Source organism: Acinetobacter sp. Ac_3412, from assembly GCF_013072675.1.
Taxonomy (GTDB): Bacteria; Pseudomonadota; Gammaproteobacteria; order Pseudomonadales; family Moraxellaceae; genus Acinetobacter; species Acinetobacter higginsii.
In genome coordinates, this window is record NZ_LXUJ01000012.1 from 265104 (window position 1) to 289467 (window position 24364).

Genomic DNA, 24364 nt, shown 5'->3' on the forward strand with positions numbered 1-24364 from the left:
CGTAGAACCCTCGTTATGCTGAATTAAAAAGTGGATAAGCCAGACCATTCCATAAAACGATAAATCCAGTATTTTACTTTTGACTCATCAGCATATTTTGCATAATCCACCGTGATTTGACGTGCATTGGCGTTGGTCCATGCTGCATCAAAATACTGTCCCGCATCTTTAAATACAGGTGCTTGTGCTGCACCAATCACCCGCATATCAGTTTCAAGATTATAATTTTTTAAATTACGTGCAGTTAAGTTAGCTGAACCGAGAATGATCTCTGCTTGCTGGGCATTTGATTTAAGCAGCATTTTGCTATGACATTGTTCGCCACGGGTATCACACCAACGGATTGGAATACCAACTGCATTCAGTTCCGAAGCCACTTGACGATTGGGAATGCCATTCTTTTGACGACCAAACGCATCTTTATTCGGGTCAAGCATAATACGAATGTTGACACCACGTTGCTGTGCCTGCTTGAGTGCATCAATGATATTGCGTTCTGATAAATAGAACATCGCCATATCCAAATGCTCTTTACTTTTCGCAGTCTGAATCATTTTCAGAACGGCGTCATAAATCGCTTTTTCAGTCAGCACTTGCACTTGTGGTAATGTTTTATCTTCGGCTAGCCCGCCCATAATCACAAATGGGCTCGAACCTTTAGACATATTGGCCACAGCTTGCTCGGTTTGTAACACATCAATCGCTGTTGGCCCATCCACCACCAAGGCCACATTGCTATGATGCGAACTACCATCATGCGGATTGGCCGAAGTTACTAAGCTTTTCCAGCCATCCACAGTATCGACCACCAAGGTTTTACGATGATTGGCTTTAAAATTAAATAATTCCAGATAACTACGCAGAGTAATTTTATCATTGCCAAAGGGGCTACTTAACCAACCACCTTCAGGATTATTGCCCAAGTTCTGACAACAGATATACCAAAAACCTGACCAAAGCGGATTCGAAGCACGCAATCGCTTTAAATCAGTTTCGATGACATCCACACCTGCTTGGCGTAGTTGTAGATAATGCTTTGGCGTTAACCCACCATAAACCGAATTAATCGGATCAGTAATCACCACCACTTCAACATTTGGATGCAAACGGCGCTTCACGATTAAGGCATCGGTGAGCTCTTGCATTAAAGGAAACTGTTTGACTGTCGACTTACCCACTTCCTGATTAAATAGGAACATATCCAGCACAATGGTACTCTGTGCCTGATCAATCAACTGAAACACTTCTTTGAAAATATGCTGGTCCACTTGTTGCTGACCTTGCGCATCGATATAAGTCTGATCGGCTAAGAATTTCACATTGGCATGACGTAATTGCCCAGCAAAATCCAATCCCTTTGGGAGTGGTTTTACGGTGTGATAGATTGCCGAAGCAATGTATCCAATCGCAAAAATACACAATATGACTGCCATGTAACGTCGACCTGACCAGTTTAATTTTCGATGGATTCGTTGGAAGATACGCATATAAACAAAAAAAGCCCTAGCCTAATGGCTTAAGGCTAGAGCTTATGCTTTGATTTTTCAATGCTAATTTGGTGATCATTTAAAAAATCAAAAATTAAATTTTCACTTAGAAGTTAAAATTCACCCCAACCGTGAAATTACGTCCCACTTGTGGAATCGTTGATAAGAACGATGCATGTTGGTACACCTGATCATCGAGCAAATTATTGGCATTCAGATAAACACGATAATCTGTAGCCTGACTATATTTACCTGTATATGCCACACCTAAATTCAGCATGTTATAGCTTTGCGTATCAGTTTCATAAGCCGCAATCTTGTCTTGTTGGAACACATGATAGTATTCAGCTGAACCGCTAAAGCCATCGCCAAAATCAGCATTTACTTTTGTTCCTAGACGACCTGCTGGAACACGCGGGGCATTTTCATTGTCAATCTTGCCGCGTACATAGTCACCAAATACACCGACTTTGTACATATCCGAGATCTGATAACCCGCTTCTGCCTCTGCACCATAGAAACGCGCCTGATCTTGGGTATATTGCACCAAGCGGAAATCTTTATAACGGTCTAAAGTTTGAGCATAGATATAGTCATCAAACCAGTTGTGATAGACATGTACATGGTAATCAAACTTGTTATTGTCATAATGGAAACCGAGTTCCACATTATTCGATTTTTCTTTCTTCAATTGATCATTACCTAGTTCATAGGTATTGGTCGCAAAATGTCCACCATTGGCATACAGCTCTTGCGCTAAAGGCAAACGTTCTTGATGTGAAGTCACCAAAGAGAGTTTGTAGTTGGGCGCAAACTCCCAGTTTGCAGCGCCAGAAACAGAAAAGGCTGAACCGTCGAAATCTTTTTTGCTTGAGTCATCAATATCAATTTTTTGTTTTTCTGCGCGTGCTGCCAGCTCAACATGGACATCATTAAATTGTGCATGCTCTAAACCAAAGATGCTCCACTTCTTCGTCGTATTAGGTGCCAAGAACGCTTCTTCACCGGTGAGTTCCAGTTTTTGTTGACCATACTGGGTTCCAATTACCCCTTCCCATGGCCCAATTGGATTATGTACCAATTCTAAACGACCATCATAACCTTTGTTTTTAAAGCGAGTCGCGATGGTATCTTCTTCAATTTCATCATGTTTATAATCAGTATAGCTGGCCTGAGCACGTAGCTTTTTAAAACCTGCAAATGGATCATTCAATTCTGTACGTACATCATAACGCTCAGATTTCAGATCAATCCAAGGGCCTGCCTCATGTGCATGATCGTGGTCGTGATCGTCATGACCATGGTCATCTCCATCCTCGTGATCATGGTCGCCACAGTGTAAATGTGGACGTCCTGAAAGGTGAGCACTACAGCTCTCATATTCATGGCTATGTCCAGGCAGACCATATTTATCTTGGCGATTGCTATATGAAATTCCGGTAAAGCCACGGTCATAAATCCAAGACAAACCGACATTCACCGTTTCACCTTTGGCAAAGGTATTACCGACACGACGCTCTTTCTCACCTTCGTGCACATAGTTTGGCGCGATATAGTCATTGGCTTCACGATTTAAGCCTTCAACACGTAAGGCCACTTGATCCCCAAGAGCAACGGTGACTCCTGCTGTTGCCAGTTTTTCATCACTGCCGGTGTTGTAACGTAAACCTACATTTCCCTCATAACCATTTTCAGGCATTTTGGTTGGAATCTTGCTATCCGTCACATTCACCAAACCACCTACTGTGCCAGCACCAAATAATAAGGTGGATGGCCCACGAATTACTTCTACCTGTTGAGCGAGCGCAGGATCTACAGTCACTGCATGGTCAGGAGATAGCGTCGATACATCAATATTTTCAGAGGAGTTTTGCAAAACTTTTATCCGTGGGCCATCTTGACCACGGATCACAGGGCGGCTTGAGCCCGCACCAAATTGATTGGAATAGATCCCAGGTTCACTGCTCAATGCCTCACCAATGGTGACAGCTCCTTGTTGCAAGCGTTTTTGATCTACGACAGTATCAGCAACCGCAAAATCTTTCGATGTTTGCTCTAGTGGATGTGCTTTAATTCGTATTGTCTCTAAGCTTGTCACTTGCTCATTTTCTGCTGCAAAAGTAGATACAGATACAACAGCTAAAATAGATAAGGTCAAAATATTCTGTGGAAATGACATATCGGGTCTCGAATCAGTCGATCGTTGTTTTTGTTATATTATAACATTTCACTTATTTTGCAATAAAAAACAGTGCAACAAAGAACATTTGCTACACGACTTCTCCATGATTCAATGAAAGACCTTCAGCATACGAGAAACGTTATCCCTCATATCAGCCTAATTTTTTGATAAAAAAAACCGACATTCTCTCTCGATATGCCGGTTGAATTCTGCTTAATTTATCAAATCTTATTTTTGTCTTTCAATATGATAAAGCTCATTAAACTGGCCGTTATAAAAAAGAATATATAAGTGACATGGGGAAAGAATAAATAATATTCTGTTAATCCACTCAAGAGAAATGAAAATACAAATAAAAATCCAGCAAGTGCCAAATTCTTAACCAATTCATTTCTGCTAAAAAATTGAGAGAAGAAGAATATCAGTGGCGTAAGCAATGAAATAATAAGACCTACCAAACCAATCAAGCCATTAGCAGCCAGATCTTGAAAGAAAATATTATGCTTATGCTGGAAACAACTTGGTAAAATACCTTGTTCAGCTAGATGGCAATGTTCCTTTTCAACACCATAAACACCAACACCGATAACAGGTTGTTGTTGAAATAGTTCAATTGCATTGTGCCACATCACCAATCTAGAACCTGTACTGTTATTATAGCTATGGTTTTCGATATGAGTCTTATCTTTTTGAAACTCATCAAATCGATTAAATACAGGTGAATTTGGAATAACAGCATTAACAATCAAAAAGATTAAAAGCAGTGCCCCACTAAAAAGTAGCTTTTTCTTCTGAGTTTTATAATAAAATAACGTTAAAAATAACAGTAAAAATGGTATGACCAACCATGTCCCTCTAGAACCATGTAGTATAAACACAAATAAAGTCAATAAACTTATAGTTGTTATCAGATATGAGGATCTCGATTTTAAATAAAATGAAAAAACAAAAACTAAAATACTTAAAGAAACAAACACAATATCATACGATATAATTGGATTATAAAAATCTGCCAGCAACCCACGGTGGAAATCGAGTTGAAACCCGACAATCCAACTATAGACCAGCAAGAAGCCAATAATAATATACAAGACAGAAAAAAATTGTTTAGTTTTAAAACTAAAATAATGATAGATCGTTGGTAAAAAGCAGAAAGGAATTACCCACAGATACTGATTAACAATATTTTTATATGTTCTCTGTGGGCCATCTTGTGGAATAACATCCAACCGATCAAAAAGATAATAACTTAAGCTAAAAGTAAAAAAACTAATCAGACAGAAGAGCATCAAGGGCATATTCATGATTATTTTTTTATTTTTAATAAAAACATAGGTAAACATTAAAGTATAGATAATTGAAACATACCAAACTCTAAATTTTTCATTAAAAATATAATAAAAAAATAGAATCAATATCGTCAACGAGATAAGTTTTGCAACTTTATTCTCACCCAAAAAATTTAAATTACACCCCATTACAAAATTTAAACCTCATCAACATCTGCAAACTGATTAACCATCAAAATAGACCAAAATTCATTGCATTATTTAAGCAAAAACACACCTACAATACAACATTGTAAAAAACAAGCATGATCGGTCAGCCTATTTACAAATCTGATTATTTATTTACTGTTCTTTCGCGTAAGATTTTATTATCTATAATGCTTTTTTTATTATGCCTTTCACTCTTTCTCATGCAGTACTTGCCCCTCCCTTATCCAAATTAAGCAAAGGTCATTTACCACTTGCAGCATTAGCAATTGGCTGTATGACACCAGATCTCTATCGATTATTTACACAAGAAAATATCAACTTAACCCACCAATGGTCAGGTCTTTTATTTCCCAATCTTCCAATCGGATTATTCTTCTGTCTACTGTGGTATCTGATCTATCGCCCTGTGATTTACCGCATTTTAGGTATTCATCATCCATTAAAAGTCAGCTCCTTTGATCATGCCTTAACTTTTATCTTGATGAGTTGTATAGCCCTTAGCATAGGTATTGCTACACATTTAATTTGGGATGGACTTACTCACCTCGACTTTCGAACATTTGCATTCAAAGAAACGCTTGCCCAAAACATTTCACTTCTTGGCTTAAGTTATCCCCTGCATTTTGTCTTACAAATTGCCTCATCAGTGCTCACCCTACCCATCATTCTGGTCATGTCTTGGCATTATTACCTTAGGCATAAACATAACCATCCTGTTTCAACCAAAATAAAAACTTTTGCACTACTCAGCTTCAGTGTTTCAATCATCGTAGGACTAATCGCAGTCTTAGACTACAGCCAACAGATCAGCGCTGATCTATGGAATAGTGAACGCTATTTTTATATAGGCAAATCGATTAATGAATTTACACAAGCAAGCCTAAGCTGGTTTACCGTAGCCTGCCTATTGTTTTTATTTTTTGATTGGATCGCTCGTCTGAAATCAGTTTAAGTAGAAGTGTTGCTTTAAAATTCGCTTGAAAACATTAAGACTTGAGACTATACGTTCAACAAGGCATAATCTCCCCTTCATTGGTGGTGCGCTGTTTACGCATTCACCTTCTACAGCCAATATAGTTTGGATACATAATTCAATATGATGCGCACTCATTACTGTGGCTCTTTAACAGAAGCCCAAATCGATCAAACCGTTACTTTATGCGGATGGGTTCACCGTCGCCGTGACCATGGCGGTGTAATTTTCCTTGATATGCGTGACCGTGATGGTCTCGTACAGGTGGTGATCGATCCAGATACGCCAGAAGCATTCGCAACAGCAGATAAAGCACGTTCAGAATTTGTATTAAAAATTACAGGTCGTGTTCGTCGTCGCTATGAAGGTACTGAAAATGCCAACATGGTGAGTGGTCAGATTGAAGTTTTAGGTAAAGAGATCGAAGTTCTTGCAGCTTCTGATACTCCGCCATTCCCATTGAATGACGAAAACACCAATATTTCAGAAGAAATTCGTTTGAAATACCGTTTCTTGGACATCCGTCGTCCTGAAATGTTAGAGCGCTTGCGTTTCCGTTCTAAAGTGACCAACTTGATCCGTAACTATTTTGAAGATCATGGTTTCTTAGATGTTGAAACCCCAATCTTGACACGTGCTACACCAGAAGGTGCACGTGACTATTTAGTGCCAAGTCGTGTTTCAAATGGTAGCTTCTACGCACTTCCACAATCACCACAATTGTTCAAACAGTTGTTGATGGTGGGTGGTATCGATCGTTATTACCAAATTGCGAAATGTTTCCGTGACGAAGATTTACGTGCGGATCGTCAGCCTGAATTTACCCAAATCGACGTTGAAACATCGTTCATGAGTGACGATGACATCATGGATTTAATGGAAGGCTTAACGGTTAAAATGTTCAATGAATTATTGAATGTAAAATTCGATAAATTTGAACGTATGACTTATGCAGACGCAATGCGTGACTATGCATCTGACAAACCAGATATGCGTATTCCATTGAAATTGGTTGACGTTGCAGACTTAATGCAAGACGTAGAGTTCAAAGTCTTCGCTGGCCCTGCAAAAGACCCGAAAGGTCGTATCGTTGCTTTACGTGTTCCTGGTGCTGGTTCATTGCCACGTAGTGCAATCGACGAATACACCAAATTCGTAGGCATCTACGGTGCAAAAGGTTTGGCTTACATCAAAGTCAACGAACTTGAAAAAGGCATCGAAGGTCTTCAATCTCCAATCGTTAAATTCATCGAGCCAATCGTGCTGGATCTATTAAAACGTGTTGGCGCTGAAAATGGCGACATCGTGTTCTTTGGTGCGGATAAAGCTAAAGTTGTAAATGATGCGATGGGCGCACTTCGTGTGAAAATCGGTCATGACTTGAAACTGACAACGTGTGAGTGGGCACCACTTTGGGTTGTTGACTTCCCAATGTTCGAAGAAACTGATGATGGCAAATGGACTTCTGTTCACCACCCATTCACGCTACCAAAATCAAGTGTTGAAGACGTGAAAAGCAATCCAGGTGAAGCATTGTCTGTTGCATACGATATGGTACTGAACGGTACTGAAATCGGTGGTGGTTCACTTCGTATCTATACTTTAGAAATGCAAAAAGCAATTTTTGAAGCTTTAGGTATTGGTGAAGAAGAAGCAGAAGAGAAATTCAGCTTCTTATTGAATGCATTACGTTACGGTGCGCCTCCGCACGGTGGTTTGGCATTTGGTCTTGACCGCCTGATCATGTTAATGACAGGTGCTTCTTCGATTCGTGATGTAATTGCATTCCCGAAAACCAAGACAGCTGAATGTCCATTGACTCAAGCACCAGCACCAGTTGAAGCAAATCAATTGCGCGACTTAGGTATTCGTTTACGCGAAAAGCCAAAAGCTGAAGAAAAATAAACCTTGAGTTTATGCTTCAACAAAAACCCTGCTCTATGCAGGGTTTTTTATCTTCGAGTTTTACTTTGCGAACAAGTCCGCTAGTGGCATAATAGACTGCTTTTTATTGAGAGATCCGTCTTATGGCAATGCGTCCTGATGTACGTCGACATGCAATTGTACTTATTGTATTTTCACTTGCTCAATGGTTTTTCATGCGTTACATCTTGGCAAATGAACTCTTCAATATGGACACCAATCAACGCATTTTATACTTCTGTGTAAGTAGCTTGGCAGGCGCTCTACTGATTTTTGTCGCATTAATCTATATGGTCCTTAAAGGCAACGTAGATAAACAAGACTAAGATCATGTCGTTTTACACTACCCTACTTCGTATTCTCCCTTTAGCACTTTTACGTAGTATCGCAAAAGTGGCGGCATACTTTATCAATCAAAATCCGAATAAAAGTATGCTGTGGAAAACCAGAGTCAACTTAGGGCTAGCCTACCCTCAACTTAGTCTAGAACGAAAAGAACAGCTCGCGAGAGAAAGCGTCACCAAACAATGCCTCAGTTATATTGAATCTGGTAAATGTTGGGCAATGCCACCTGAATGGAGCATCCAACAGATTCATACGGTACATCATTTGGACGTATTAACCGATGCGCTCAGTGATCCAAGAGGCGCACTGATTATTACCCCGCATCTGGGCACATGGGAAATGATGAATGCATGGGTACATCAATATGGTATTCCAACCATCATGTACAAACCCATGAAAGATTCTGGCTTTAATGCTTTTGCCTTACATGCCCGTCAGCGTCTTAACGCCACTTTAGTCCCAACTGATGCATCTGGTGTAAAGGCCTTGTTTAAAAACCTAAAACAAGGTGGCTTCAGTGTCATCTTGCCCGATCATGTCCCAGACCCGTCTGGTGGTGTTGTGGTTCCTTTTTTTGGAGTTCCATGTCTCACCAGTACACTGGCCAGTAAAATGGCACAAAAAACCCAATGTCGCCTAGTCGGATTAAGCTGTTTCCGTCGTGAAGATGGTGAAGGTTTTGATGTGTATTGTGATGACCTGAATGATCCACAGCTCTATGATCGAGATATTGAAGTTGCCACAACTGCACTCAATCAAGCCGTTGAACAGATGATTAACCGCTTTCCTGCTGAATATATGTGGGGTTATAAACGGTTTAGAGGCGGAAAATCTGAATCTGCCTACAAATGAGTGGCTATTGATTTTAAGCGTCTTAAAACTATTTAAACTTCACTGTACGATAAGCGGAGAGATCCTTAAGTTTCAAGATTTGAAAAATTAATCTTAAAACCTCCTTTTTAATTTTTAAAGATAAGCTCATTTGCTGCTTTTGTCGAAGTCTTTCTAGTTTTTCAGCCTTATGCCGAACAGCACGATCCTCTTCTAGATAACTTCCTAAATTTTGATATTGATCATTCAGATAAAAATCTTGCGCACAAATTGCCGGCGTGATTTGGTAAGCTTTATACTTCCCATTTTTAACATTACGACCAAATAAAATATGATCTACAGGAACTAATTCTGGCAGATCTGCAATCAGCTGAAGATAATGCTCAGCAGCTGCTTTTGATAAAATATAACCCGCCCCGCCTAAATGCATCCCTTTAAGATGATATAAACTTCTTCCATTTTTTGATAATTTTAAGAAAAAAGACAGATCAACTTTTTTATCAAAAGCTTCTAATTTGATAATGTGAACATCTTTGGGTATCCATGAAAAGTCATTGAAAAAGCACTGTATATTCTCACCTAAATACACATCATCTTCAAAAATTGCCATATAGTCTAAGTCGAGATCAACAATCTTTTTCCACAACATAATATGACTTAACAAGCAAGCAACTTCACCTTTCGTTAAGCTTCCTCGCCGAGTCAAATCAATTCCTACACTTTTTGCTGCATCATCAGATGTAACTGGCGTAATTGCATCATAAAAGCGGAAATCAACTAAATATTTTTTAAACTCTGCATCTATATGTTGTCTTCTCTCAATTGCAGAATCCAAACTAATAACAAAAACACTCATTTAGAAAGCCATCATATTTGAGAAAAAACAGCAGAATTATACAATTAAAATATATGAAATAAACCTCAAAGGAATATTCATACTATTTCACAGTGCAAATCAAGACAGATAACCCTTTAATAAATAATGTCATAGTTTAATTTTTATTAGTCACTTTAAACTTTAATTTAGTTTTATAAGGAAATTCTTTCAATTGAGTCAAAAGACGCTTGAGTTCACGAGATAACTTCTGTAATCCTCTGGACTTAATTTTTTGTTTATTACGCCATTGAAGTGTTGTTTTAAACTTTTGATTTTGTGGATTTAATAAATAGTCCTGCATACATAATGCTGGATTTAATTGATAGATACCAAGCTGACCTTCAGCAATATATTTTCGAAAAACAATTTGATCAACATGATCTAAAACAGGTTGTTCTTTCATATACTCAAGCAATGCCTTTGCTCCCTGATAAGAGAGAATATAGCCTGCTGCTCCAAGATGGGGGTTTTTCAAACGTCTTAAAATAAAATCTTTATGATCAAAGATTTGGGTTTTATTTAAATCTAAGATAACACTATCGTAAGATTTTTCGAGCTTCACAATATCAACCTTTAACCAGTCTGATTGTTTTAAGAGTAGCTCAGCATCATCTCCCAAATGGACATCATCTTCAAAAATTGCAATGGCTGAAATTTCTTCATCAACAGCTTTTTGCCACAAGGAGACATGGCTTAATAAACAAGCCAATTCATTTCTGCTTAAATCACCTTGACGAAGCGTAAGGCCAATCTTTTCAGCTTGGAGATCGACCTGAGGAGGTTCGATGGCATCAAAGAAATGAAATGAAATTCCTTTTTCCCCAAACTGTTCTTCAATATGTATTCTACGATCAGCTGCGGACTGTAAACTGATGACAAAAGTTTTCACTTATATGTTACCCGACGAGCAAAAAATATAATTTTTAATTGGGTGCTAATACGAACCAATTCTAAAAAAATCTTCTGCAGACCATTGGCTTTATTGGCTCTCATCCTCTTTTTTCTTTCCGAGGTGAGCTGACTTTTCAGCTGAATATTGGTTGATCTATAATGCAATATGGTGTCTTGAATACACAGTGCGGGCTGCATTTGACACATTATAAACTTATGATCTTTAACAACATGCTCAAACATCAAGTTATCTAAGGGAATAATATAGTCAATCTTTTCAATTTCATTTAATAAAAATTTTGCGCCCTGCAATGACAGGATATAGCCCGCAGTTCCTAAGTTTTTTCCAATTAACCTATAGATTTCTCGCCCTTCTTGCGGGAATTCTTTACATTTAGCCCCCAATATCACTTTCGGCGTAAATGCTTCTAACTTAATGAGATGCCAGTCTGGTTCGATCCAGTCAGATTGATTTAAGAACCTGTTAGCCTTTTCCCCTAAATGAATATCATCTTCAAAAATTGCCATATAGGGAATATTGTCATCGACAATCTTCTTCCATAAATGTACATGGCTCATAAAACAGGCAAGTTCACCTTTGGCAATATAGTTTTCATGCACACTAAGATTCATGGCTTGTGCATCATATGCGGCCACATCAGGAGTTATTGCATCGAAAAAGCTGAACTCTATTCCCTGTCTCTCAAATTGAGATGAGATATGATTACGGCGCTCGATTGCGCTTGAGAGACTGACAACAAACTTTTTCATATGGGATAGGAGTAATTCAGACAAATTAGGCGACATACCTACAGGCGCTAAGAATACTTGTTTTTGATTATGATGTACATGATTTCAATCTTGCCTGACTGTTGCCTAAGCTAACAACATGTAAGTTATGGATAAGCATCAACATTTCAAAAATAGTTATTTTTTTCTTCTCACAGCGAACACAGACAAGATTACAAAACCCAAAATAGAACCACAATAAATCAAATAAAATCAAAGCTATAAATTAAATTTTAAAACACTAGTTTTTCCAGAATAAAAATAAAGACAACAAATTACTGACAAGAAGATAAATTTCCCCGCAGCACCGACACTAAAAACAGGCCCAAACTATATGCTCTTATTCAAATTAAAAGATAAGAGCTGGCAATTCCACATAGGGCACGACCAGCGCCTTTTAAACTCAAGAATGATGTTTGTTATAATTTCCTAAGGTTAATTGCAGCGAAAACCGCTTAAACAATAACAATGTCCAGATAAAATATCTTGTCTTAAGATATGGCAGAACACCGATTTTAATGTGCTTAGCATGACTTTTCTTCACCTTTAATGGCTTAAAAACATGTAAAAGCAATGATTGTATAGGGGTTCTCCAAACTAACCCCTTCCATATATTTAAGGTTGTTTTAGGCTGTTTAAGGAAATCTGCCAACGAGGTCTTCATCGAAAATAGTGGTATAGCGCGATGATGTGAAACATCAACGGCTAACCGAACCTCTGTCATTTTTTCAACATCAACGCCACGTGGATAGTCACAAAAGATATTGGTCCACGCGACAAGATCTCCACCTTCTAGATAAAGATTGGTTTGACCAAAAATAGCTTTTATATCTGCAAAAAATGCTTCAGCTCCCTGAACAATTTCTGCATAGTTTTCCTTAATGAGACCCTCATCCTTACTTGGATTATCTTTATATATCGGCTGCCCCTTCATCGAAACGCCATAAATTGGAAACTCAGGTGAACTTAAAAGCAACTCAACAAACTTCCAGTTTTTAGTAAATACATTTGAGTCTAAAGTATTTAAATTATTGGGAATAAATGTATCGAATGCATATTTTTTAGTGCGATACGGCAATAACGTAGACCAATAAAAACCATTGATTGGACGCTGTAACACATCTTCCAACATTTTCTGAGAGGTCAAAGCAACGGTCTTACTATCAACTATTCCGACCTGTTCATCTTTGCCTATGATCGTATCAATATAATGATGATAATCAGCGTACATTTGCTCAGCATGTTGTTCAAAATGATGCTTATGCTCTTGAATAAAATGGTGATAATGACTAGCTTTGTTAAAAGATTGCCCTTCTGTTAATGCAGCAATATCTGCATATTTATGCGCATAAAAATCGACAATCGCTTTAGCACTTTCAATATTCTGCTTCTCATAATCAAGTCGGTAAACTAGATTGAGTAGGCGTGGTGCATATACATAACTGGTTTTAATTCCACCAACATGAAATTGTTTGAAAGCCTTTTGCAGTAAATAGCCATCTCGAGCAACAAACAAAAGATGATCTAGCTTTTTTTCTAGTGCTGTAGTTTCAATCCATTTACTATAACCATAAGCCAAAGGTGCAGCATAGCCATAACCAATCTCTTGCCAATATGGATGCTTATTCTGTACCAATGACTGGTTCAACCACCTCATTGCTAGCATTGCGACCAAAATACTCTTGCCTAAATTGAGCGTGCCTTGTTCTGTAAATCGTCTTACCCGTTCATCAACAGCTAAGAACTGCTGTGCAATCTGTTTATATAAAATTGCTTGGACACCTAGTTTCGCGGGCGCTCTATAATCCCCTTTCTTATTATCACCAATATGAACAATATCTTGTGCGCTCACCTTTAAATCAGAAAAGACTTGCTCAAACAATGTGCCTTTTTTCTTGGTTTTACCATAGCTGCTAGACACATATAAATGCTCAAAAGCATGAAATTCATTTTTAATCAGTAATTTCTGCAAACTCTCAAATGAGTGGTACATATCCGAAATTACAATAACTTTTTTATTTAATTCAAGGGCATAATCCCATAGTATTTTCATTTCTGGGTTCGGTTGTAAAACCATAAACTCCCAGTTTAATTCAATTTCTTTGGCGCATTTAAACTCAACCTCAATTTCATTATAAATATCGTCATAGCAGATCTCTTGTCGATCTGGATTTTTCTTTCTCGCTCTAAATTCAGCCTCTCTTCGAGCCAGAGCAAAACCTTCCAAACATTGATCAATCTCGATATGTAAAAATAAATCTCGTGGAGATAAATACGGACGTAGCAATAAGGTATCAAAAATATCAAAAGAGACAATCTCTGCTTGGGCAATTTTCCTTTTTGCCTTTTCAATAAATGTATTTATTATCATTACATTGCCTCACATAATCACTTTACAATATAACCAGAAGTAGAGAAATATTTCAAAAAAAGCCCCTCTTTTTAGACTATAATTATGAATAAAGCCTTAAAAATGGAAGCTAGTCATGTCTAACTCCACAATTAAAATTTTTGTTGGTTGCGACCCCAATAACTGCGACTTAGAACAAATGATGGTTCTGGACTATAGTGTCCGCAAGCATACCAAACATCCTGTTGAAATTGTATGGATGCAGCTTAGCCACGATCAAAATAGTCCATGGTATACCAATCAGCAAACAGACGAAGGCTGGCATACAGAACATTGGGCGACCCCATTTTCAGGTTTTAGATGGGCAATCCCAGAGTCATGCAATTTCGAAGGCCGTGCCATTTATATGGATGCGGACGTTGTGGTGTTATGTGATATTGCGGAGCTATGGGCGCATCCTAAAAAAGATGAAGCAATCGTGATTGCCAAAGGCGGTAAAAACTCAGCCAGACTGTGTACTTGTGTTTGGGATTGTGAGAAAGCCAAAGCATACCTTCCTTCATTAAAGGATATTCAAGCGGATCCACAAAGCCATAAAAAGTTGATGCAGCTGTTAAAAGATCAACCTAAGTTAGTTCAGCCCTATCAAGACTCCTATAATAATATTGATGGTGAAGGTCTGGCTGCTGATCAAATTAAAATCTTGCATTATTCAGACATGGGCACGCAATTCAGCCATAAATACTCCTTACCTCGTTTAGAGGCTGAAGGACAAAAACACTGGTTCGACGGTAAAATCATGCCGCATCCACGTGAAGACCTGACTGAACTGTTCGACCAATATTATCAAGAAGCCATTGCAGCGGGTTATCGCCCAGAGAACTATCGTATTGAGCCCTTTGGTGATTTTTCTAAAGCGACCCAAATTCATTATCGCGGCAACAAAGTAACTCGCCCAGAAGATAGAAATTGGTTTGCTCGTTCATTACATAGTCTAAAAACCAAATTGAAAAAGAAAAGCTTTTCTTTAGACGACTAATATCAATCGAAACTAGATGACCTAAACCAAGTTATCTAGTTTCATTCGTCTCAATGATTTTATAAATGAGTTTTTAAATGGTTCACTTCTTTTCAGATCGCATTTCTAGAAGTATTTATAAATTGGTTTATAAGCTTTTGTTCCCTAAAGCAGCAAAACATAATCGTCGCTACTGGCCACTTTATAGCGTGGAGCGCGGTTCCCAGAATCGTATTGAGAAAATTTATTTTAAGAAAAAACTGGTGTCCAATAATCTCCTTCCAGCAAAAATTTCTCATAAAAAATGCATGTTGGTGGCGACAGGCCCTTCTATTCAACAACTAGATTCCAAAATTCTGCATCAAAGTGATCGAGATTATATCGGTGTAAATGGCGCTATCGCATTTGATTCAATTCCATTTTCTAGTTATGTCATTATTGACCATAACTTTGTGAACTGCCGTTTCGATCTGGTCCAAAAAGTCTTGAATAGCGATTGCACCTTTTACACCACACCACGCTGCCTAGACCTGATTTTAAGACACGTTCGGATTGAAGATATTCATTGTCAGATCAAGACCATTGAAACAATTACCGATGGTCAAGTCGAAACCTTTCTAGACCATGCTAGACACTTTGATCAAAATGAAACTGACTTCTTTATTCACAAAGGCATGGGTTTCTCACTCGATATCTATAAAGGTACTTTTGACTATTTTACCGTGGCTTATGTTGCCCTTCAGATTCTCTTTACTCTGGGGTATAAAGAAATCTATATTGCGGGTTTAGACATGAATAATTTTTCTCAGCCACGTTTTTATGAAAGTATTGGCGGACAGCAACCAACAACCTTAAATCATCATGTCGATGACGTATTCCAAGCCTTTGATGTCGCTGCAACACTATTTAAAGAAAAAGAAATTAAAGTTTTCAACCTGTCTCAAAACAGTGCTGTTCAAGCATTTGAGAAGATTGACCCGAAAACCTTACTTTAAACCCTGAAAGCTCTTGTTTTAGATATCGAGTAATGAACCTTCCAGATACATGCCTTTTTCATAATAATGACTCAGGGTTTTTCTTTCCTTCCCTGCAAGCTTGATCAGCTTTGGCATTTGCTGAGGTGGATAATTGATTGCCATATCGATCAGCACTTTTTCTTTCACCCATTGGTGTTTTACCTGAAAATACAGCGCATTTTGATCGCAGTTAATTAAGCACATACTGGGTAAATGACGACGCATCACTTTCTGACAGGCCACATAGGCCACTAGATATTCCAGACGACCAATCTGTTGAAACATATCCTGATAATCAGGTTCTGTTTCTTTCAGTTTTTGCAGATAGGCTCTAGGCGTCATTTCAATCGCTTTCGCCAGTTCATCAAACCATTCTTTAAAGAAAATATTTTTCTCTGCACTGGCCAATAACCAATTCTCTAAGACGGGAAAATCTTTAAGTGTTGTATTCTTGGCACGGTAATAGGCAAAGCTGTTGGTATGATTCTTCGCAATCAGTTCCTGAATCCAGTCTAAGCTTTCATAAACCAGGATGCTTGCATCCAACCAAATTCCTCCATACTGATAAATCAGTTCAAAACGGAGCAAATCGGCCTTTTGTTGCGGTGTTGCCTTTGGGAAACGACCAAAATCAATATCACAAAAGTTTTTCACTGTGTCTGGCGTGAGAAAATGAACCTCATAATCTGGATTGGTCTTTTTAACTTGCTCAACACATTTTTCCACAAATCCAGCCAGTGGTCCTTCCCAATACATCCAGATTTTTTTAGGAATTACCGCATTCTGCACAATCGGATTAAGTACAATCAGATCTGCTTCATTGTCTATGGCTTCATTAACCCCTCTCTTTTTATTCGAATACATCGTATAGAACTTTAAGAGATAGAATATTTTTTTAAATATTTTCATACAGATCACTCAGCCATATCTTCAAATCATCTCAGCTTTTTACTCAAGTGATTTGCCCAGAATATTTAGTTAAAAGTAAAGATGCTTAAAAGCATAAAAACGGTCACGCCACATTCGTTTCTGTTTCTTTAGACCATGAGACGAATCGCGCTTTTCCAAGTCTTTACGCTGAATACCCTGTGTTGCAACCGTACCCAAAATATCACTGTCCAATCCAGCAGGTTTAACAAAAGGCTGCCAAACGCCGAGGCCTTTTCCATTCTTGCTGAGCCAGCCTTGGAAAAAGATATCGACAGGCACATGAATATTTTTACCTAATTTGACAAACTCTTCTGCACCTTTACGCGACCAAAGCAGTCCAACCCCACGAATCGGGAAATAATAAGCATGCCACAGGTTGTATTGATCCATCTGCACAATATCTTTGGCGAGTTTTTTCTTTTTCGCCGCCATATTCACCACATACCAGTCTAACTCTTTATGTTGATCTAGATAGTTCAGTAGTGATTGCAGATTATTTTTAAAGTTCGGTAAAACCTGAATATCATCTTCCAACACCACCAAATAATCGGCATCTGTTTGGAGAAATTTTTCGACACAACCATAATGGCTCAGATAACACCCAAGCTCGGAATTGATCAAGCTACGACCTAAAATTCGCTGCGCCTCGGCATCATCATATTGTTTAAACTCAGACAGCGCTTTGCCGCGACCATCGTAGGCCGAAAAACGGGTAAATGGCCATCCCTGTTGCTGTAATTGTTCGGTCGCACTCGCCAGACGCTGATCACTGCCATCAAGGTTAATTAGATAAGTTTCAACTTTCATCATTTATCCTTTGGCCGTTTCAGCCAATAAAACTTTCGGGATATAACCTGCCAATTTTTGATTTAAAGCTGCATAAATTTCTGCCGCTGCCGCATCACTTAATTGATCCAAACTTTGCATGCACCCATATTTAATCTGTTCATTACCCAAGCTTTGCAAGAAGCTGCTTAAACTACTTTCATTTTTCAAATAGGCAATCTCAAGGTCAGGCTTTAACAAGACCTCATCCTTTTGAATTTTCAAATGATTCATCAATGAAATCGGATTGATTTGTTCGACACTGCGGAACTTATACTGAATCTGTTTTTCTAGAAACTTAGGATGAGCAAGTAAATAATCTTGTAATATTTTACGGTCAACCGCGTGCGGATAATGGTGAATCTCAAAAAACTTTTTAAATCCAAGCATATCTGCACCTAACATTTGCGCAATCATATGTTTAGGTTGTATCGGCTTGGAAAAATATTGATTTAAAACCTGACGATACCAAAGCTTGGCCTTGAGCACAAAACTGCTTTGCCAATGCCCGTAAATCACCATTTTCTGATCAATCAGAATATCTTCTAATTGTGCTGGTGCGTTAAAAAAGAAATCATCATTCAAGTAGAAAAAGTAATCGGATAAGCCCTGAATATTCCAGAGCATGGTTTCAATCGAACGTGTATTGAAAGTGGGTAAGTATTGCTCATACCCCGTAAATATTTCACGATGATCAACAATCCGAATTTTACCCGCCTCACAAATCCCATCCTGAACAAAGTCATCAATCCATTGCGGTTGCTGACCATCTGTCACAATATAGATATGTCGACAAAATGGGACATATTTTAAAATAGATGCAACGTTATAATAAATTTCATGGTTGCTGGCAAAACGGGTATCACTGACGGCATCAGAAGCTTGTGTTTTGCCCTGATACTGCATGCGCTTCTGTTTTAACTTCGGATCATTGCCATCCACCCAAGCAATCACCACATCAACCGGTTGCATCATTTCACTCATCAATTCACTCTTAAACGATCCGAAAGCCCGAAAATACGGCCAAACATGTTTAATCTAGAAGCATATGATAACATCACTGATCTGTTCACTGGCAGTCTCTTTTCGTAATGGCAGACATCTTGATTGTGCAATCATTCCATATAAATCAATATATTATAATTGTTTAAATTTTAATATCGATGAGGTAATCAGCAGATATATAATTCCACCTTGTTTAGTAACTTTATTAACATCAGCTTAACTCCTGACAATCCCTAACAAAATCAAACCTTTTGGAATCATTTCACACCTAAAACCACCACATTTTTATTAGACGAATTTAGGTATTTTTATTATAATTACAGGTTACTTTGACGGGATTTAATCTTTTGACTGATGATTTATAATTACTTTGAGTATCAAGCAAAAATAATTAGAACTAAATTTGTTTCAGATAAAGCGTATCTCACTAAACGGTTTATCTGCAAATTAGGTTATACCCCTGATTTTTGCTCGCCAAAAAGCTTCAATGAAAAAGTCACTGCCCGAATGATTTTCGAGCGGAGTCCCCTGTTCACAAAATTAGCAGATAAATGTGCAGTCAGACAGTTGGTTTCTGCAAAAGTCGGTGATGCCTATTTTGTTCCATTGATTGGCATTTACAAATGTATTGATGAGATTGATTTTAACCAGTTACCCAATCAATTTGTTTTAAAATGTACCCATGACAGTGGCAGCGCCATGGTCTGTCGCGATAAAAGCAAGTTTAATGTCGAAGCAGCAACCGCTAAAATCAAAAATCATCTTAAAATGAATATGTATTTTAGAAAGCGTGAATGGCACTACAAAGATATTTGCCCTAAAGTACTGGTTGAAGAATATGTAGAGCTCTATGTCGATCCTGCCAGTAAATCTGCCATTACCACGTGTCGTGCGCACTGTTTTGAAGGCCGTCCGGAATATCTAGAAATTGATGTCCAAGATGCTCAAGGCAACGACTATTCAAATATGTATGATACACAATGGCAGTTACAGCCATTTCGGGTCGATCTAAAAGATAACTCTCCATCCGCTTTGGCTGCACCGAAACAATTGCAAGAGATCATTCAACTGTCAGAAAAGCTTTGTTTTGCGTATGGTTATAGCCGAGTAGATTTCTTACTCTCTCAAGATCATGTGTATTTTAGTGAAATCACCCTCACTCCGAATGCAGGACGAATGGTGATTACACCTGTAGAATGGGATTTAAAATTAGGCTCACTCTGGTTATCCTATTAGCCGTCCATCATGTATGTCGAATCTGTTAGGTACTTATGAAAATAGCGATTGCTGGAACAGGATATGTCGGGTTGTCAAATGCAATGCTATTTGCACAACACCATGAAACCATCGCCCTGGATATCCTACAAAGTAAAGTAGATTTACTGAATAACAAAGTATCACCGATTCAAGATCATGATATTTCACTTTTTTTAAAAGAAAAACAGCTCAATTTCGCGGCGACTACGGATAAACAGCAGGCTTTTCAAGATGCTGATTTTATTATTATTGCCACCCCAACTGACTATGACCCTCAAACCAATTACTTTAATACGCAAAGTGTAGAAAGCGTGATTCAGGATGTACTGGCCATTAACCCCAATGCAACCATGATCGTCAAATCTACAGTTCCTGTGGGTTTCACCGAGCAAGTCAAAAATAAATATCAGACTGAAAACATTATTTTCTCGCCTGAATTCTTACGTGAAGGTAAAGCCCTGCACGACAACCTCTACCCCTCGCGTATCATCGTTGGAGAACAGTCTGAACGTGCCCAGCAATTTGCCGATTTACTGGTAGAAGGTGCAGTAAAACAAGATATTCCAGTCTTGCTGACCCATTCAACTGAAGCTGAAGCGATTAAACTGTTCGCCAATACCTATTTGGCGATGCGTGTGGCCTTCTTCAATGAATTGGATACTTATGCACAAAGCTTTGGCCTAGACACCAAACAAGTGATTGACGGTGTTTGTCTCGACCCTCGTATTGGCAGTCATTATAACAATCCATCTTTTGGCTACGGCGGCTATTGCCTACCGAAAGATACCAAGCAGTTATTGGCCAACTATAACAACGTCCCAAGCAATCTAATTAAAGCGATTGTGGATGCCAATCGCACCCGTAAAGATTTTATTGCGGATTCAATTCTGGCAAGAAACCCAAGCACGGTCGGAATCTATCGTCTGGTGATGAAAAGCGGCTCAGATAATTTCCGAGCTTCAGCGATTCAAGGCGTGATGAAGCGATTAAAAGCCAAAGGTCTGGAAATCATTATCTACGAACCGACCTTTCACGAAGACAGCTTTTTTAACTCTAAAGTCACTCAAGATCTAAATGAGTTCAAACAATCTTGTGATGTGATTATTGCCAATCGCCTCTCCAATGAATTGCTAGATGTACAAGATAAAGTTTATACCCGAGATATTTTTGGAGGCGATGAATGAAAGTTCTAGTCACAGGTGCTGCTGGATTCATCGGCTTTAGTGTTGCAAAAAAACTGTTGGAACGCGGTGATGATGTGGTCGGTTTTGATAATTTTAACGATTATTATGATCCATCCCTGAAAGAGGCCCGTGCTCAGCAATTACAACTGTTGGCTGAACGCAACGATACAGGTAGTTTCACTCTGATTCGTGACAATCTCGCCAATAAAGCCGTGGTGGATCAATGCTTTCAAGATCATTGTTTTGACCGTGTGATTCATTTGGCCGCACAGGCCGGTGTACGCTATTCACTTGAAAATCCACATAGCTATGTGGAGAGCAACCTGATTGCATTTACCAACATTTTGGAAGCCTGCCGTTATGCAGCAACACCCCACCTAACCTATGCCAGCACCAGTAGTGTCTATGGTGCCAACACCACCATGCCTTTTAGCGAGCAACATGGTGTGGATCATCCGCTACAATTCTATGCCGCAACCAAACGCGCCAATGAATTAATGGCGCATAGCTACAGTCATTTATTTAAATTGCCAACCACAGGACTGCGTTTCTTTACTGTCTATGGACCGTGGACACGTCCAGATATGGCCTTATTTAAGTTCACCAAGAATATTTTTGAAGGCAAACCGATTCCTGTGTTTAATCATGGCAATCACACCCGCGACTTCACCTATATCGACGATATTGTTGAAGGGATTATCCGTACCAGTGACAAGATTGCGACCCCTGATGAGACGTGGGACAGCAACCATCCAAATCCATCCACCAGCAATGCTCCGTTTAGAATTTTCAATATTGGTAACAACCGTACGGTGAAACTGATTGAATATATTCAGGCGATTGAAAAAGCGGCAGGTAAAGAAGCGATTTTAGACCTGCTTCCTCTTCAGCCTGGCGATGTACCAGATACCTTTGCCGATAGCTCTGCGCTAGAAAACTATGTGGACTATAAACCCGCGACTTCTGTGATTGATGGCGTGAAAAACTTTGTCGATTGGTATCGCCAATACCACAATATTTAACAACCCTTAAAGCAAAAAAATCAGGCATTCCGCCTGATTTTTTTATCCTATTCATCTATTCAATTTCAAGATGAATAACACTTGGATTATTGCCAAGACTCTTTAATCCAATCCGATGGCAATACATAGCGATACCACTTACCACCACCACCACTGATCGCATCAGGTGGGTTAATCTCACCATGGAAAATAATGATTTTTGCGCCTTTTGGTTTAATAGGCGGCTGGAAATAAGCAAATGGCACTCGTCTTAAACAGTGGTATTTATAGCTTTTGCACCACTCTTTATTCCAATAACTCAATTTGCCTTCTTTATGCACAAACCAAGACAGGTACTCTTGTTCATTACGGAACTTTTGACTGATCTCTTTAAAGTTTGCACGAAAGTACGGCAAAATATCAGGGAAAGCCCCCAGTTTAAAACGATAAACCGAACTATTGCCTGTGATACGCCAAGGGCGTTTCCAGTCGTGAATCACCAAGAACTCACCTTCCGCTTGGAAGAAGCAGTCAATATTATCAATAATGACCACATCTAGATCGAGAAACAATGCATTGCCTTTTAGGCCATACAAATCAGGTTCAAAAGTCGAGAGTTTATTCCAGCCACGCTCAGGGCTACCAGCGGGCAAATCCAGAGATGGAATCGGAAAACATTGAATATTCGGGTCAATACCTTCGGTACGATCGGTCAAGCACACCATTTTAAAAGGCAGAGTCAAATGACGTTTGACCATGTTATACAAACGGTTGACGTACTCAGCACCATACTTGGTTCCCCACTTCATGCACAAGATCACATTGTCTTCATGAGTTGCCGAATTTTGTTGAATATCTACCATCTGATAACCTTAAATGCTTGAGATACGAGGCTACACTTTGTCCAAAAAAACAAAAGTGTTCAATCATATGCACTGAATATACGCTCATCTTAGCATAGAGCGGATTGTTTTTTTTAGTATTAATTCGTCAATAAAAAAGCGAAGCCTAAGCTTCGCCTTTGTGCACGATTACAACTTATTTAATATAAGTTAACCAGTGTGCATATTTGTCATTGCGACCTTGTACTGCATCAAAGAAAGTCTTTTGAATCACAGTAGTAATCGGACCACGTGAACCACAACCAATTTCACGGTCATCATACTCACGGATCGGGGTTACTTCTGCAGCAGTACCTGTAAAGAATGCTTCATCTGCAATGTAGAATTCATCACGAGTAATACGACGTTCAACCACTTCATAACCCAGGTCTTTAGCAATGGTAATCACGGTTTGACGGGTAATCCCTTCTAACGCGCCACCGGCTAAATCAGGGGTATGCAACACGCCATCTTTGATCAGGAATACGTTCTCGCCCGCGCCTTGGCAAACAAAGCCTTGTGGGTCAAGCAACATTGCTTCGTCATAACCTGAACGTGCCACTTCCTGATGTGCCAAGATCGACACGGTATAGTTACCGCATGCCTTTGCTTTACACATGGTCACGTTTGGATGGTGATGCGTGAATGAAGAGGTTTTCACACGAATACCACGGGCCATTGCTTCTTCACCTAGGTATGCACCCCAGCCCCATGCTGCAACTGCGGCATGAATGGTGTTGTCTGTTGCGGCAATACCGAGTTTTTCAGAACCAATCCAAATCAATGGACGTAAATAGCAAGATGCTAATTTATTTTCACGCACCACATCGATTTGTGCTTGTTCTAGTGTCGCTTGATCAAATGGAACATTCATTTGATAAATTTTTGCTGAATTTAATAAGCGTTTAGTATGATCTTGCAAACGGAAGATTGCTGTACCATTCGGGGTTTCGTAAGCTCTGACGCCTTCAAAGACACCCATGCTGTAGTGTAGTGTGTGAGTTAAGACGTGAATTTTTGCATCACGCCAATCAACTAATTTTCCATCTTGCCAAATAAAACCATCACGATCAGCCAAACTCATCGCACATACTCCATTT

The 24364-nt window shown here is 38.9% G+C and carries 21 protein-coding genes; 9 read left to right on the forward strand and 12 right to left on the reverse strand.

The genetic code is table 11. The features are described from left to right. Positions 1-23: 23 nt before the first annotated feature. The 3 genes from A7P54_RS16540 to A7P54_RS16550 form a co-directional block, all read right to left on the reverse strand. Positions 24-1487, reverse strand: a complete 1464-nt coding sequence (locus A7P54_RS16540) for a phospholipase D family protein (protein ID WP_171550218.1) — start codon at positions 1485-1487, stop codon at positions 24-26. 106 nt (positions 1488-1593) lie between these two features. Beyond that, positions 1594-3666 carry a zinc piracy TonB-dependent receptor ZnuD gene (znuD, locus tag A7P54_RS16545; RefSeq protein ID WP_171550219.1) on the reverse strand — a complete coding sequence of 691 codons (2073 nt, stop codon included), beginning with the start codon at positions 3664-3666 and terminating at the stop codon, positions 1594-1596. Between the two features lie 224 nt (positions 3667-3890). Next, positions 3891-5147: an O-antigen ligase family protein gene (locus tag A7P54_RS16550; protein WP_171550220.1), complete on the reverse strand. Its 1257-nt coding sequence runs from the start codon at positions 5145-5147 to the stop codon at positions 3891-3893. 202 nt (positions 5148-5349) lie between these two features. Here A7P54_RS16550 and A7P54_RS16555 point away from each other — a divergent pair, with 202 nt between their 5' ends. The 4 genes from A7P54_RS16555 (at position 5350) to A7P54_RS16570 (ending at position 9261) form a co-directional block, all read left to right on the forward strand. Further along, a complete protein-coding gene (locus A7P54_RS16555; protein WP_171550221.1) occupies positions 5350-6120 on the forward strand; it encodes a DUF4184 family protein in 771 nt (256 codons plus the stop codon). A gap of 144 nt (positions 6121-6264) precedes the next feature. Next, entirely contained in the window at positions 6265-8046 is a 1782-nt protein-coding gene (gene aspS, locus A7P54_RS16560; RefSeq protein ID WP_171550222.1) for an aspartate--tRNA ligase, read from the forward strand. Positions 8047-8168: 122 nt separating this feature from the next. After that, positions 8169-8390 (forward strand): hypothetical protein, encoded by a 222-nt coding sequence (locus tag A7P54_RS16565; RefSeq protein ID WP_004802750.1) that lies wholly within the window; start codon positions 8169-8171, stop codon positions 8388-8390. Positions 8391-8394: 4 nt separating this feature from the next. Next, entirely contained in the window at positions 8395-9261 is an 867-nt protein-coding gene (locus A7P54_RS16570) for a lysophospholipid acyltransferase family protein (RefSeq protein ID WP_033133855.1), read from the forward strand. A gap of 28 nt (positions 9262-9289) precedes the next feature. Here the strand turns inward: A7P54_RS16570 and A7P54_RS16575 are convergent, their stop codons facing one another. The 4 genes from A7P54_RS16575 to A7P54_RS16590 form a co-directional block, all read right to left on the reverse strand. After that, on the reverse strand, positions 9290-10096 hold the full coding sequence (locus A7P54_RS16575) for a glycosyltransferase family 25 protein (RefSeq protein ID WP_171550223.1): 807 nt from the start codon (positions 10094-10096) through the stop codon (positions 9290-9292). 136 nt (positions 10097-10232) lie between these two features. Continuing rightward, positions 10233-11006, reverse strand: coding sequence for a glycosyltransferase family 25 protein (locus tag A7P54_RS16580; RefSeq protein WP_171550224.1), 774 nt, complete (start codon positions 11004-11006; stop codon positions 10233-10235). Next, positions 11003-11815 carry a glycosyltransferase family 25 protein gene (locus A7P54_RS16585; RefSeq protein WP_081406954.1) on the reverse strand — a complete coding sequence of 271 codons (813 nt, stop codon included), beginning with the start codon at positions 11813-11815 and terminating at the stop codon, positions 11003-11005. The genes A7P54_RS16580 and A7P54_RS16585 overlap by 4 nt, the downstream gene beginning before the upstream one ends. Positions 11816-12200: 385 nt before the next feature. Next, positions 12201-14168 carry an HAD-IA family hydrolase gene (locus A7P54_RS16590; RefSeq protein WP_171550225.1) on the reverse strand — a complete coding sequence of 656 codons (1968 nt, stop codon included), beginning with the start codon at positions 14166-14168 and terminating at the stop codon, positions 12201-12203. 115 nt (positions 14169-14283) lie between these two features. Between A7P54_RS16590 and A7P54_RS16595 the strand changes: the two genes are divergently transcribed. After that, complete coding sequence (locus tag A7P54_RS16595; RefSeq protein WP_004802739.1) at positions 14284-15186, forward strand: hypothetical protein; 903 nt, start codon at positions 14284-14286, stop codon at positions 15184-15186. Between the two features lie 77 nt (positions 15187-15263). Next, complete coding sequence (locus A7P54_RS16600; protein WP_171550226.1) at positions 15264-16160, forward strand: lipopolysaccharide biosynthesis protein; 897 nt, start codon at positions 15264-15266, stop codon at positions 16158-16160. An 18-nt stretch (positions 16161-16178) separates the two neighbouring features. Here the strand turns inward: A7P54_RS16600 and A7P54_RS16605 are convergent, their stop codons facing one another. The 3 genes from A7P54_RS16605 to A7P54_RS16615 all read right to left on the reverse strand — a co-directional run bounded on the left by A7P54_RS16605 (position 16179) and on the right by A7P54_RS16615 (position 18920). Beyond that, positions 16179-17090 carry a capsular polysaccharide synthesis protein gene (locus A7P54_RS16605; protein ID WP_171550227.1) on the reverse strand — a complete coding sequence of 304 codons (912 nt, stop codon included), beginning with the start codon at positions 17088-17090 and terminating at the stop codon, positions 16179-16181. Positions 17091-17159: 69 nt separating this feature from the next. Continuing rightward, the gene (locus A7P54_RS16610) at positions 17160-17918 is read right to left on the reverse strand and encodes a glycosyltransferase family 25 protein (protein WP_171550228.1); all 759 of its coding nucleotides are present in this window, start codon (positions 17916-17918) and stop codon (positions 17160-17162) included. Positions 17919-17921: 3 nt separating this feature from the next. Next, entirely contained in the window at positions 17922-18920 is a 999-nt protein-coding gene (locus A7P54_RS16615; RefSeq protein WP_171550229.1) for a Stealth CR1 domain-containing protein, read from the reverse strand. Positions 18921-19295: 375 nt separating this feature from the next. Between A7P54_RS16615 and A7P54_RS16620 the strand changes: the two genes are divergently transcribed. From A7P54_RS16620 to A7P54_RS16630, 3 genes are read left to right on the forward strand one after another with little or no spacing between them, the layout of a single operon-like run. Further along, positions 19296-20177, forward strand: a complete 882-nt coding sequence (locus A7P54_RS16620) for an ATP-grasp fold amidoligase family protein (protein ID WP_171550230.1) — start codon at positions 19296-19298, stop codon at positions 20175-20177. A gap of 35 nt (positions 20178-20212) precedes the next feature. Next, positions 20213-21382, forward strand: coding sequence for a nucleotide sugar dehydrogenase (locus A7P54_RS16625; protein ID WP_171550231.1), 1170 nt, complete (start codon positions 20213-20215; stop codon positions 21380-21382). Further along, complete coding sequence (locus A7P54_RS16630; protein ID WP_171550232.1) at positions 21379-22404, forward strand: NAD-dependent epimerase; 1026 nt, start codon at positions 21379-21381, stop codon at positions 22402-22404. Before A7P54_RS16625 ends, A7P54_RS16630 begins: the two co-directional genes overlap by 4 nt. 86 nt (positions 22405-22490) lie before the next feature. Here the strand turns inward: A7P54_RS16630 and A7P54_RS16635 are convergent, their stop codons facing one another. Together A7P54_RS16635 and A7P54_RS16640 are read right to left on the reverse strand one after the other, a co-directional pair. Beyond that, on the reverse strand, positions 22491-23246 hold the full coding sequence (locus A7P54_RS16635) for a hypothetical protein (RefSeq protein ID WP_004802722.1): 756 nt from the start codon (positions 23244-23246) through the stop codon (positions 22491-22493). 175 nt (positions 23247-23421) lie between these two features. After that, positions 23422-24348, reverse strand: a complete 927-nt coding sequence (locus A7P54_RS16640; protein WP_004652473.1) for a branched-chain amino acid transaminase — start codon at positions 24346-24348, stop codon at positions 23422-23424. Positions 24349-24364: the final 16 nt, after the last annotated feature.